Source organism: Anabaenopsis sp. NIES-4685 (assembly GCF_059725405.1).
The window spans coordinates 2,384,972-2,400,005 of record NZ_AP043602.1; the positions used below are offsets into that span (position 1 = coordinate 2,384,972).

Below are 15,034 nucleotides of genomic sequence, written 5' to 3' on the forward strand. Positions count from 1 at the left end.
ACCGGTAATGCGGGAAGTGTCCGCCGCCTTCACAGTCAGATCCCCACCTTGAGCCGTAATTGCTGTAGTCCCAGCACCATCAATGTAAGCATTAATCCGGGTTGCTATTTTATTAGTAGCCTCTAGCCCTGCAGCACTTAACCCCAAAGCATTGCCTTGAGAAGACAAACCAACCGCAACAGAGGTAACAGCCACCGTAGCATCAATAACAGTATTTGATGTTGCAGTTAAGCTAATGCCCTTAGCCGCAGTAATGGCACTATTCAGAGCATAGGCTTGTACCTCAAAAGGATTGGGAGTAGTTTGACTATACTCATTCCAACCGATTAAGTTACGGGCTACAGAAACCCCAATGGAAGCACCGGGGGTAAAACCTTGACTAGCAGCTACCGCAACGGATAGGGATGTTACCTTTGCGGTGATGCTACCGCCATTGATAGCACTGATGGTGACTATCCCTTCATTTTCCCCTGTACCTGTTGCTACCACAGGGGCGTTATCTAAATAAGCATTAGCTTTACCCCTAATTAAATTGAAGGCTAACGCCCCTCCACCACTGAAGCCAATGGCTTTTTCACCAGAGTTCAAACTGACTGCAACGGCAATGGAAGAAGCAATAGAGCTAGCGTCAATAGCTGCATTCTGTTGGGCGCTAACGGTAACACTGCCATTAGTAGCTGTAACGGAGCCATTCTTGATATAAGCTTCTGTGTTGTTGAGAATTTCATTCCGGGCGGCACTGAAGCCCACAGATACTGTATTGGTTGATGCTGCCCCCACTCCCACCGCCAGGGATGGGGCTTCTACATTGGCATCAATGGTAGATGTATTACTTACCTCTACTCGCACACTACCGTTATTGGCTCTGACAGTAGGGGTATTTTCTAAGTACGCCCGGCTCAGGGTACCCACTTTGTTGAGGGCTACTACTGCACCGACACTGACGGATGTGTTACTAGACTCAGTTTGTAAGGTGCCCACAATGGCTGTGGATGATGTGCCAATATTTGCAGATATATCAGCCTGGGAAGTGGCAGTTACAGCTAAACCGCCAGCAGACTGAATACTAGAGTTGAGAATGTATGCTTCAACTTCTGCTAAATCTGCCGTACCAATGCTAGTACCAAATAAGGTATCAATGGTGTTAAATAAGAAGTTCTGTGGTTGCCAGCCTATGGTATTGAATGCTAAGGTAATGCCTACAGAAACGCCTTTAGATGTGGTATTACTAGTAATCTCGGCATCAATAATAGAAGTGTTTTTAGCATCGATACTCACACCGCCTGTGTTGGTGGTGATGTTACTGCCGCTAATATAACTATTGGCTTTACTCAATACTAGGTTAGTGGCGATGATGCCATTGACAGCCAGGGAATTACTCTTGGCGATTACACTACCGCCGATGGCTTCCACTGTACTTTCATCCACGGCAGTGATAGTGGCATTTTCTAAGGCAACCAATTTGATATCAGCAGATATGGTAGTCGCCCTATTGACATAGCTCTCAACGTTACCCCTGACATCATTACGGACAATCAAACCGCCAATGCCCTGAGAATCAGAGCCGGTTATACTAATGCCTACATACTTATTTCCCCAAGCTAAGGCATCATCTACCGCACTATCTAAAGGAATTTTCTCCCATTTACCACTGCTATAGTTTACAGTTCCTAAGTCAAGATTTTCTCCCTCTGCATCGGTACCAACAAACTGATAAAAACCACCCGCATCTCCACCGTTAGTATATTCATCGTCTACTCGAACAATTTCGGAGTTTTTAACATCGCGCTGCCCTGATTTAGTCGTGTATTGATAAGAACCCGAAAGAATATTATCAAATAGAGTAGTGATTACCAAACCGGGGTTATTAGTGGTGGATGAGAGGGCTTGCAAAGTACTATTAGCTACAATATGAGCATCATCTACTGCAGATATATTTATCCCGCCAGTGGCATTCACGGTATTCAACTGCAAATTTCTGCGATTATTATAGTCAATATATGCCTTAGCATCCGTGTTAACCATATTATTGGCTACCACAAAGCCCATACTCTTACTGCTGGCATCTGCAAAGGCTGTGGCTACTGATGTGGAAGTATTACTAATAGTGGCATTGATTTGGGCATCATTAGTAGCTGTAAGGGAAATATCTCCCGTGGCTTTAACTGTGGTATCAAATAAGAAGGCGTGTACTTTAGCAGGTTGCTGGCTATTAAAGGCATTGGCCATGACCGGATCACCCAGTAAGGTATCGAGAGCCTGGAACATGAAGAATTTTTGTGACTTCCAGCCAATGGTGTTAAATGCCATTGTCACTCCCTGTCCTGTATCGCCACTGCTGATAGTATTTAATGTCTGTGCGTTAATGTGGGAAGTATTTTGAGCATCCAGAACCAAATCACCTGTAGTGATATTACTTGCCGTAATATAAGCTTGGGAATCACTGAGGATTAGGTTGGTGGCAATAACTCCACTGCGAGCAACTACATTGCCTTTACCCATGACAGTACCGCCGGAAGCTGAGGCAGTAATATCTGCGGTTGCGCTGATTTCTGCGGTTTCCAGAGACTTTAAAGTTATTTCCCCTGCGGTGACTTCTCCCCTGTTGATGTAGGCAACTACATTACTTTTCACGTCATTCAAGACTACCAGCCCGCCAACACCCGCAGCATCAGAACCTCCCCCAACGGCAAGATTTAACCCTTGGGGTACTAATTGGGTTTCCGTTACCTCTTTCCAATAACCTTTATCACTATAGTTTTCACTGCTGAGGTCTAATGTGGCAGTAGTACCCATATATTCATATACACTGCCAGGTTTGCCCAATCCTGAGTCATAATCATCAGTGAGACTAACTCTGTCGCCAAATTTGACCGTTCTTTCCCCCTCTAAACTGGTAAAATCAACATTTAAGAGATCGTTGATTCCCTCTTGGAGAAGGGCAGCACCACCATCATTGGTCGTGGTAGAAGAAGAAACGATTTTACTATTGGCATAAATACCAGCATTGTCTTGGGCTGCGATCGTCAGTTCCCCAGCGACATTGACTATGCGGGCACCTCTGTAAACACCATCATAATCAATATATGCTTCTGCGGTACTACTAAGTTTATTACTTGCTAAAATTAACCCGGCGCTCTTGCCACTCGCACCATATAAAGCTGAAGCTGTAGAATCCGCAGCATTACTAACAGTAGCGTTGATTTTTACTTCAGAGATGGCAGAAACAGATAAATTACCGCCGACATTAACCTCAGTATTTCTGATATAAGCTTTTACGCTAGCAGGCTGCTCCCCTGATGAAGCCCCAGAAATCAGGGGAGCGCCAATTAACGTATCCAGAGCATTAGCAAAAACATTTTGCGGTTTCCAGCCAATGGAGTTAAAAGCTAACACACCAGACCTACCTGTATCCCCCGTAGACAGGGAACTTAGGAGAGTAGCATCAATAATTGATGTATTATTAGCAATTACATTTACATCGGTTCTACTAGCAATATTACTATTGCTGATGTAGGCCTCTGCCTGACTCAATACTAAGTTAGTAACTGCTATGCCGCCTGTGGCTACTACTGTACCACTACCATAAAAACTACCTCCTGAAGCAGTAATTTCACTCTCTGTATTAGCTGTAATAATTGCTGACTCTTCGGCTTTGATGCTAATGTTGGTGGCGGTAATTTGGGCTTTATTTATCCAACTTCCTACCTGACTACGTACGTCGTTACGTACTACCATTGCTCCTACGGCTTTAGCATCTGAATTACTGATATTACCGGGATTTGGTACATAGTCGGCTGTTGATTGGGTGATTTTCTGCCAGCGACTGGTATTTGTATAGTCTTCTGTGCCTAAGTCAATTATCAAGTCTAAATCTGTACCCAAGAATCTGTATACACTACCACCATCTCCCCCGCCGCTATAATCCGCTGCTAGCCTGACTTTATGAATCAAGGGTATGAGTAATTTTGTTCCTGATGCTGTGGTGTATTCGTAGTCGTCTAAATAATTCAGGTAGTTTTGAATAATTCCTAAGCCGCCATCGTTGGTGGTCACGGATTTACTGACTATGGTACTGGTGGCTTCTATCCCCGCTGTGTCTTTGGCTGTGATGCTAATATCCCCACCTACTATGACTACTCCTGGTGTGGTGGTGCTGTAGTCTATGTAGGCTTGGGCTTGGCTGTTAACTAGGTTACTAATTAGGGCTGCTCCTATGGCCTTACCGGATGCTCCATATAGGGCTGATGCGGCTGATTCGGCTTGGTTGCTGACTTTGGCTGTGATCTGGGCTGTGGACTCTGCTAGTAATGTCAGATTTCCTGGTGTGGTGATGCTGCTGTTTTGGATGTAGGCTTTGACTGTGAATGGCTTGGCTGTGCCTAACGCTGAATCCCCTAATAAGGCATCTAGGGTGTTCGATAATATGTTTTGTGGTTGCCATCCTATGGTGTTGAAGGCGAGGGTGACTCCGAGGGCTTTGTCTCCTGATGTGGCGTTGGTCAAGATGGTGGCATTTATCTGACCGTCTGATATCCCCTCTAGTGTAATATCCCCGCTGCTGGTTTCTATTTTGCTGTTACTGAGGTAGGCTGTGGTTTCGCTAAGTACGGTGTTGGTGGCTATGGTGCCGGCTACGGCTATGACTGTGCCACTACCGTAGGAACTACCCCCCGATGCTGATGCTGTGGTTTCTGCTAGGGCTGTGATCTGGCTGCTGTCTTGGGCACTGATGCTCAGGCTACTACCTTTAACATCTCCATTCTGGATGTAGCTACTGACTTGACTGCGTACGTCGTTACGTACTACTAATCCCCCAGATCCCATGGCGTCTGAGTCGCTGATGTTTAACCCGGTGGGGAGGATGTTGATGTTATTTAGTGCTTTCCATAGGGCATAGTTGGTATAGTCTTGTGTGCCTAGGTCTATGGTGGCGGCAGTACCCATGTATTGGTACACTTGCCCGGCTATGCCTTTTTCTTCGGCGTAATCGCTGGCTAGTCTAACTTGGTCTCCGAATTTTAGCTGTTTACTGCCGGAGTTGCTGGTATATTTATATTCTTCTAGTAACTGTTTCCCTAGGTTGTTGATGATGCCTACTCCCCCGTCGTTGGTGGTGTTGGAGGAGGCTATGACTTTGGTGTCGGCGTTGATGTGGCTTTCATCCAGGGAATCTATGTCTATGCTGCCTGTTATTTGGATTTTCCCTGTGTTTTGTGTGTTGTCTATGTAGGCTTGGGCATTACTGTTGATGAGGTTGCTGGCTAATATGCCACCGGTGGCTATGCCGGTGGCGTTAATCAGGGCTGATGCGGCGGATGTGGCTTCGTTACTTACTTTGGCTGTGATTTGCTGTTGGGATGTGGCTGTGAGGGTGAGATTCCCGGCAGCGTTGATGGTGGATTTTTCGATGTAGGCTTTGACTTGGGCTGGTTGGGCTATGCCCAGGATGGCGCTTCCTAATAGGGCATCCAGTGTGCCAGCAAATATGTTTTGTGGCTTCCATCCTATCGTATTGAAGGCGACTGTGACTCCCAGTGCCTCATTCCCGCTGCTGGTGACGCTCAGGGTTTGAGCTTCTATTGTCGATGTGTTGCTGGCATCTATGCTGATATTTCCGGTGTTGCTGGTGATGTTGCTGTTGGTGATGTAGGCTTGGGCGCTACTGAGGATTTGGTTGGTGGTGATGGCTGAGTTCACTGCTAGGGTGATGCCACTACCGTAGGCGCTACCTCCTGATGCTGAGACTGTGCTGTCTATGTTGGCTTTAATTGTGGCGTTTTCTACGGCTTGGATGCTCAGTTCTTTGGTTGTCAGGGTGCTGTTTTTGATGTAGCTTTCTACTTTGCCACTGACTTGGTTTGTCACCACTAATCCCCCTGCGGCCACGGAATCTGAGTTACTGATGTTGTTCCCTTGGGGAATTATTTGGGTTCCTGTGACTGGTTTCCAGTACCCATAGTCGCTGTAGTCCGCTGTACTCAGGTCTATGCTCGTGTTATTTAATCCTAGATATTCGTATACTTTCCCTGTGGCTGCTTCTCTGACTCTTTCCCCAAATTTCAGGGTTCTCTCCCCTTCGTTGCTGTTATAGTCGGCGGGGATGAGGTTGTTGATTCCCCCTTGTAATAAGGCGGCGCCGCCGTCGTTGGTGGTAATGCTAGAGGATACTATTTTGCTGTTGCTGTATATGCCTATGTTGTCTTGGGCTGTGATGTCTGTTTTCCCGCCAATCACACCGCTGCCTATGCCATTCTCTATGTAGGCTCCTACTGTTGTGCTGACTCTGTTGCTGGCGAGGATGCCTCCCACGCTCATGCCACTGGCTCCATATAGGGCTGATGCTACTGAATTGGCAGCGTTGCTGACTGTGGCGTTGATTTGCGCGGTTGATGTGGCTGCTAGGTTTAAGTCTCCACTAATGTTGATTTGGGAGTTAATAATATATGCTTTAACTGCGGCTGGTTGCTCTTTTCCTAGGATGTTTGTGTTGAATAGGGCACTAAATGCGTTTCTAAATATATCTTTTGATTGCCACCCTAATGTGTTGAATGCTAGGGCTACACCCAGGGCTGTATCACCTGTATCTAGTGAACTTGATAAGGTGGCATCAATGATAGATTTATTATCAGCAGTAATATTTACATTCTCAGTACTATTAATAGTACTGTTACTTATATACGCATCCGCTTGACTTAGCACTAGGTTAGTAACTACTATGCCCCCTCCTGCTACTACTGTACCACTGCCATAAAAACTACCTCCTGATGCTGTAATCTCACTCTCTGTGTTAGCTGTAATAATTGCTGATTCTTCGGCTTTGATACTAATACTATCGGCGGTGATTTGGGCTTTATTTATCCAACTTCCTACCTGACTGCGTACGTCGTTACGTACTACCATTGCTCCTACGGCTTTAGCATCTGAATCAGTGGTATTACCGGGATTTGGTACATAATCGGCTGTTGATTGGGTGATTTTCTGCCAGCGACTGGTATTTGTATAGTCTTCTGTGCCTAAGTCAATTATCAAGTCTAAATCTGTACCCAAGAATCTGTATACACTACCACCATCTCCCCCGCCGCTATAATCCGCTGCTAGCCTGACTTTATGAATCAAGGGTATGAGTACTTGTGTTCCTGATGCTGTGGTGTATTCGTAGTCGTCTAAATAATTCAGGTAGTTTTGAATAATTCCTAAGCCGCCATCGTTGGTGGTTACGGATTTACTGACTATGGTACTGGTGGCTTCTATTCCCGCTGTGTCTTTGGCTGTGATGCTAATGTCCCCACCTACTATGACTACTCCTGGTGTGGCGGTGCTGTAGTCTATGTAGGCTTGGGCTTGGCTGTTAACTAGGTTACTAATTAGGGCTGCTCCTATGGCCTTACCGGAGGCTCCATAGAGGGCTGATGCGGCTGATTCGGCTTGGTTGCTGACTTTGGCTGTGATCTGGGCTGTGGAGTCTGCTAGTAATGTCAGATTTCCTGGTGTGGTGATGCTGCTGTTTTGGATGTAGGCTTTAACTGTGAATGGCTTGGCTGTCCCTAACGCTGAATCCCCTAATAAGGCATCTAGGGTGTTGCTCAACAGGTTTTGTGGTTGCCATCCTATGGTGTTGAAGGCGAGGGTGACTCCGAGGGCTTTGTCTCCTGATGTGGCGTTGGTCAAGATGGTGGCATTTATCTGACCGTCTGATATCCCCTCTAGTGTAATATCCCCGCTGCTGGTTTCTATTTTGCTGTTACTGAGGTAGGCTGTGGTTTCGCTAAGTACGGTGTTGGTGGCTATGGTGCCGGCTACGGCTATGACTGTGCCACTACCGTAGGAACTACCCCCCGATGCTGATGCTGTGGTTTCTGCTAGGGCTGTGATCTGGCTGCTGTCTTGGGCACTGATGCTCAGGCTACTACCTTTAACATCTCCATTCTGGATGTAGCTACTGACTTGACTGCGTACGTCGTTACGTACTACTAATCCCCCAGATCCCATGGCGTCTGAGTCGCTGATGTTTAACCCGGTGGGGAGGATGTTGATGTTATTTAGTGCTTTCCATAGGGCATAGTTGGTATAGTCTTGTGTGCCTAGGTCTATGGTGGCGGCAGTACCCATGTATTGGTACACTTGCCCGGCTATGCCTTTTTCTTCGGCGTAATCGCTGGCTAGTCTAACTTGGTCTCCGAATTTTAGCTGTTTACTGCCGGAGTTGCTGGTATATTTATATTCTTCTAGTAACTGTTTCCCTAGGTTGTTGATGATGCCTACTCCCCCGTCGTTGGTGGTGTTGGAGGAGGCTATGACTTTGGTGTCGGCGTTGATGTGGCTTTCATCCAGGGAATCTATGTCTATGCTGCCTGTTATTTGGATTTTCCCTGTGTTTTGTGTGTTGTCTATGTAGGCTTGGGCATTACTGTTGATGAGGTTGCTGGCTAATATGCCACCGGTGGCTATGCCGGTGGCGTTAATCAGGGCTGATGCGGCGGATGTGGCTTCGTTACTTACTTTGGCTGTGATTTGCTGTTGGGATGTGGCTGTGAGGGTGAGATTCCCGGCAGCGTTGATGGTGGATTTTTCGATGTAGGCTTTGACTTGGGCTGGTTGGGCTATGCCCAGGATGGCGCTTCCTAATAGGGCATCCAGTGTGCCAGCAAATATGTTTTGTGGCTTCCATCCTATCGTATTGAAGGCGACTGTGACTCCCAGTGCCTCATTCCCGCTGCTGGTGACGCTCAGGGTTTGAGCTTCTATTGTCGATGTGTTGCTGGCATCTATGCTGATATTTCCGGTGTTGCTGGTGATGTTGCTGTTGGTGATGTAGGCTTGGGCGCTACTGAGGATTTGGTTGGTGGTGATGGCTGAGTTCACTGCTAGGGTGATGCCACTACCGTAGGCGCTACCTCCTGATGCTGAGACTGTGCTGTCTATGTTGGCTTTAATTGTGGCGTTTTCTACGGCTTGGATGCTCAGTTCTTTGGTTGTCAGGGTGCTGTTTTTGATGTAGCTTTCTACTTTGCCACTGACTTGGTTTGTCACCACTAATCCCCCTGCGGCCACGGAATCTGAGTTACTGATGTTGTTCCCTTGGGGAATTATTTGGGTTCCTGTGACTGGTTTCCAGTACCCATAGTCGCTGTAGTCCGCTGTACTCAGGTCTATGCTCGTGTTATTTAATCCTAGATATTCGTATACTTTCCCTGTGGCTGCTTCTCTGACTCTTTCCCCAAATTTCAGGGTTCTCTCCCCTTCGTTGCTGTTATAGTCGGCGGGGATGAGGTTGTTGATTCCCCCTTGTAATAAGGCGGCGCCGCCGTCGTTGGTGGTAATGCTAGAGGATACTATTTTGCTGTTGCTGTATATGCCTATGTTGTCTTGGGCTGTGATGTCTGTTTTCCCGCCAATCACACCGCTGCCTATGCCATTCTCTATGTAGGCTCCTACTGTTGTGCTGACTCTGTTGCTGGCGAGGATGCCTCCCACGCTCATGCCACTGGCTCCATATAGGGCTGATGCTACTGAATTGGCAGCGTTGCTGACTGTGGCGTTGATTTGCGCGGTTGATGTGGCTGCTAGGTTTAAGTCTCCACTAATGTTGATTTGGGAGTTAATAATATATGCTTTAACTGCGGCTGGTTGCTCTTTTCCTAGGATGTTTGTGTTGAATAGGGCACTAAATGCGTTTCTAAATATATCTTTTGATTGCCACCCTAATGTGTTGAATGCTAGGGCTACACCCAGGGCTGTATCACCTGTATCTAGTGAACTTGATAAGGTGGCATCAATGATAGATTTATTATCAGCAGTAATGTCTACATTACCTGTGGTAAGAATATTACTATTGCTGATATGTGCATCTGCTTCACTCAATACTAAGTTAGTAACTACTATACCCCCTGCTGCTACTACTGTACCACTGCCATAGAAACTACCTCCTGAAGCAGTAATTTCACTCTCTGTATTAGCTGTAATAATTGCTGACTCTTCGGCTTTGATGCTAATGTTGGTGGCCGTAATTTGGGCTTTATTTATCCAACTTCCTACCTGACTACGTACGTCGTTACGTACTACCATTGCTCCTACGGCTTTAGCATCTGAATTACTGATATTACCGAGATTGGGTACATAGTCGGCTGTTGATTGGGTGATTTTCTGCCAGCGGCTGGTATTTGTATAGTCTTCTGTGCCTAAGTCAATTATCAAGTCTAAATCTGTACCCAAGAATCTGTATACACTACCACCATCTCCCCCGCCGCTATAATCCGCTGCTAGCCTGACTTTATGAATTAAGGGTATGAGTAATTTTGTTCCTGATGCTGTGGTGTATTCGTAGTCGTCTAAATAATTCAGGTAGTTTTGAATAATTCCTAAGCCGCCATCGTTGGTGGTTACGGATTTACTGACTATGGTACTGGTGGCTTCTATTCCCGCTGTGTCTTTGGCTGTGATGCTAATGTCCCCACCTACTATGACTACTCCTGGTGTGGCGGTGCTGTAGTCTATGTAGGCTTGGGCTTGGCTGTTAACTAGGTTACTAATTAGGGCTGCTCCTATGGCCTTACCGGAGGCTCCATAGAGGGCTGATGCGGCTGATTCGGCTTGGTTGCTGACTTTGGCTGTGATCTGGGCTGTGGAGTCTGCTAGTAATGTCAGATTTCCTGGTGTGGTGATGCTGCTGTTTTGGATGTAGGCTTTAACTGTGAATGGCTTGGCTGTCCCTAACGCTGAATCCCCTAATAAGGCATCTAGGGTGTTGCTCAACAGGTTTTGTGGTTGCCATCCTATGGTGTTGAAGGCGAGGGTGACTCCGAGGGCTTTGTCTCCTGATGTGGCGTTGGTCAAGATGGTGGCATTTATCTGACCGTCTGATATCCCCTCTAGTGTAATATCCCCGCTGCTGGTTTCTATTTTGCTGTTACTGAGGTAGGCTGTGGTTTCGCTAAGTACGGTGTTGGTGGCTATGGTGCCGGCTACGGCTATGACTGTGCCACTACCGTAGGAACTACCCCCCGATGCTGATGCTGTGGTTTCTGCTAGGGCTGTGATCTGGCTGCTGTCTTGGGCACTGATGCTCAGGCTACTACCTTTAACATCTCCATTCTGGATGTAGCTGCTGACTTGACTGCGTACGTCGTTACGTACTACTAATCCCCCAGATCCCATGGCGTCTGAGTCGCTGATGTTTAACCCGGTGGGGAGGATGTTGATGTTATTTAGTGCTTTCCACAGGGCATAGTTGGTATAGTCTTGTGTGCCTAGGTCTATGGTGCTTTCTGTGCCCATGTATTGGTACACTGTCCCGGCTATGCCTTTTTCTTCGGCGTAATCGCTGGCTAGTCTGACTCGGTCGCCAAATTTTAGCTGTTTGCTGCCGGAGTTGCTGGTGTATTTATATTCTTCTAGTAACTGTTTCCCTAGGTTGTTGATGATGCCTACTCCCCCGTCGTTGGTGGTGTTGGAGGAGGCTATGACTTTGGTGTCGGCGTTGATGTGGCTTTCATCCAGGGAATCTATGTCTATGCTGCCTGTTATTTGGATTTTCCCTGTGTTTTGTGTGTTGTCTATGTAGGCTTGGGCATTACTGTTGATGAGGTTGCTGGCTAATATGCCACCGGTGGCTATGCCGGTGGCGTTAATCAGGGCTGATGCGGCGGATGTGGCTTCGTTGCTGACTTTGGCTGTGATTTGCTGTTGGGATGTGGCTGTGAGGGTGAGATTCCCGGCAGCGTTGATGGTGGATTTTTCGATGTAGGCTTTGACTTGGGCTGGTTGGGCTGTGCCCAGGATGGCGCTTCCTAATAGGGCATCCAGTGTGCCAGCAAATATGTTTTGTGGCTTCCACCCTATCGTATTGAAGGCGACTGTGACTCCCAGTGCCTCATTCCCGCTGCTGGTGACGCTCAGGGTTTGAGCTTCTATTGTCGATGTGTTGCTGGCATCTATGCTGATATTTCCGGTGTGGCTGGTGATGTTGCTGTTGGTTATGTAGGCTTGGGCGCTACTGAGGATTTGGTTGGTGGTGATGGCTGAGTTCACTGCTAGGGTGATGCCACTACCGTAGGCGCTACCTCCTGATGCTGAGACTGTGCTGTCTATGTTGGCTTTAATTGTGGCGTTTTCTACGGCTTGGATGCTCAGTTCTTTGGTTGTCAGGGTGCTGTTTTTGATGTAGCTTTCTACTTTGCCACTGACTTGGTTTGTCACCACTAATCCCCCTGCGGCCACGGAATCTGAGTTACTGATGTTGTTCCCTTGGGGAATTATTTGGGTTCCTGTGACTGGTTTCCAGTACCCATAGTCGCTGTAGTCCGCTGTACTCAGGTCTATGCTCGTGTTATTTAATCCTAGATATTCGTATACTTTCCCTGTGGCTGCTTCTCTGACTCTTTCCCCAAAGTTGATGGTTCTTTGCCCTTCGTTGCTGTTATAGTCGGCTTTGATGAGGTTGTTGATTCCCCCTTGTAATAAGGCGGCGCCGCCGTCGTTGGTGGTAATGCTAGAGGATACTATTTTGCTGTTGCTGTATATGCCTATGTTGTCTTGGGCTGTGATTTCTGTTGTCCCGCCAATGACTGCGCTACCTACTGGGCTATCTATGTAAGCTGCTACTGTTGTGCTGACTCTGTTGCTGGCTAGGATGCCACTGCTTGCCATACTACTAGCTCCAAACAGGGATGAGGCAGTAGATTCCGAAGTGTTGCTGACTGTGGCGTTGATTTGCGCTGCTGATGTGGCTAAAATAGATAAATCATCAGCAACAGTAATTGTCACATTTTTCAAGTATGCCTGAACATCTGCTGATTCCTCTGTTATCCCCGCACTGCTTCCTATTAAGTCATTTAGTGTCTTGTTAAACCAATCACTAAGCCAACCAATGGCGTTAAAGGCTATGGATCTTCCTAGTCCAACTCCATCTACGGGTACTAGTGATTGAGATTCTGCAAAGGCACTGATTTGAGCTGTAGCATCAATGATTGAGGTGTCTTGTGCTTGGATGACAATATCCCCAGTGTTCACTGTTTCTAAGGTACTGTCTTCAATGTATGCCCTGGTGTCACCTAATATGGAGTTGGCTGAATATGTTCCATCAAGTTGAATATTGACAGAAATAAGGGGACTTTGTGAGCTATTATCAGTGATTTGTGTCGCGGCAGTATTGGCTATGGCTTGCTGATTTTTCTCAGCTTTGAGGTTAATATCGCCATCAATAACTCTGATGCCAGATTTTTGAATATACGCTTGTGTTGTACGGTTTAAGGTATTTACTGTTGCTGACCCAGTAAATCCTAATTGCCCTAAACCTGTGTTTATGTCAATGCTAATGCCTGGAGAAATGGCAGTCGCTTTGGTATTATCCTGTGCTATCAGGGATAATCCCCCATTACCAATTTCTATATTATTACTATCAGTTATATAGGCTTGAATATTTCCGGCAATTTGATTAACTACCTGTGATGCTTGTGCTTTGATGTTAGCATCACTTTGAGCTTTAACTGTCAGCGCGGCTGATTGAATGCTACTATTACTAATCCCAATTTCCACTTGTCCCTGGAAACTGTTATTAATAGATATACCTTGATTTTCTGCTGTGAGGGTTGTATTTTCTTGAGCTAAAATATTGATATTGCTGGTGGCAATAATGTTGCTATTGCCAATGTTGACTGTGGCAACACCATTGATAGTATTTGTTGCTAGGCTTGCCGATGACTCATATTTACTTGCTCTAATTACCTGTAAATCCAGATTACTGAGATTTAGTGTGGCGTTATCTAGCTGAATAATTGCTTGTTCGCTGGTGTCAATACTCTCAGAAATTAATGTTCCTTCCGTTTGCGTTATCCCAATGAAACTTCCGGCGGTAATTCCCCCAGCTAGGTTGATTTGTGCTGTGGTTATTCCTGCTGCTATGTTGGCGACGGCGCTAAAGGTGATGTTTCCTGTGGTGGTAATTTGCCCACCGGTGTTGAGGGAAATTTTCTCACCTCGCACAATGAGGTGAGCGCTACCTAATTCTATGCTGGAGTCAATGATAATTTCATCTTCGCCATCTAGAGTATCTATGGTTAATGACTGGGATGGTTTGTTAAAGCTAATACTTGTAAAGGTTGGTGTTGTTCCTATATCAATTAAGGTTAATTTACCGGTATCATCTGTTGTTAATTTAAGTTTGTCTGCTGAATTTGTGAGAGTAATTATGGTGTTAGTGGAATCATTATTGTATGATGGTTGCGGTAGTAAAAGCCCTGAGTAACTGCTAAGTGTTTCTGTATTAAATATGGAAGCCACTTCTCCAGTTTGAAATTCTAGCAGCCAATCACCACCTAAACTTGTATTTCCCGTTAGGTTATCTGATGCTGCTACATCTAACCCTGTAATTTGACTAATATTTTGTACGAAAGATTCGCCTAATTCGCCGGCCGCTACATTACATCCATAAAATAATAAGTCACCTTGTGGCAGTAGGGCTTCTCCCCAGCCACTTAGGGCATCTTTATAATTCCATAAGTTATCGTGAGACAAAAAGGCACTACCTAGCTGTACACCACCGGCTTGACCATGACTGAAAATATGGATGGCATCTAAATTACTGTAGTTTCGTAATTTCTCGGTAATTTGGGTAATCCCACTGTAATTGCTATCTAAAGCGATCGCATGGATATTTGCATCCAAATTCTCAATTACTGTTTGATAATCATATAACTGCGAATCAACAAAGGCAATTTCTCTGATGGCAGGATGGAAAGGATCTTGACTCTGAGATAATGGATATTCTGTATTAAATGGATTAGTGGTAGGTTGGATGATATCCATAATAAAATAGTAATTAAGTTGATGATTGTGATTTGTATTAGTATTTGATATGGGGAATTATCATCGGAAATATACCGAATTGTCACCAAAAACATTGTTTTTGGTGAATACCCCAATTGATCTGAATAAATTTAATTAAACTTAAACAAGTTACCTATAGAAAGAGATCCGAACCTCTTTCTAGACTTTCTCCGTCAATGTGTTCTTAATGCTGATTTTATTTAGGCAA

Annotated in this window: 1 pseudogene; it reads right to left on the reverse strand. The window is 45.8% G+C overall.

Annotation, left to right across the window (positions count from 1 at the left end):
- Positions 1–660: 660 nt before the first annotated feature.
- Positions 661–14,805 (reverse strand): annotated as a pseudogene (locus AC6IZ0_RS10255) (DUF4347 domain-containing protein); the annotation flags it as partial.
- Between the last annotated feature and the right edge of the window lie 229 nt (positions 14,806–15,034).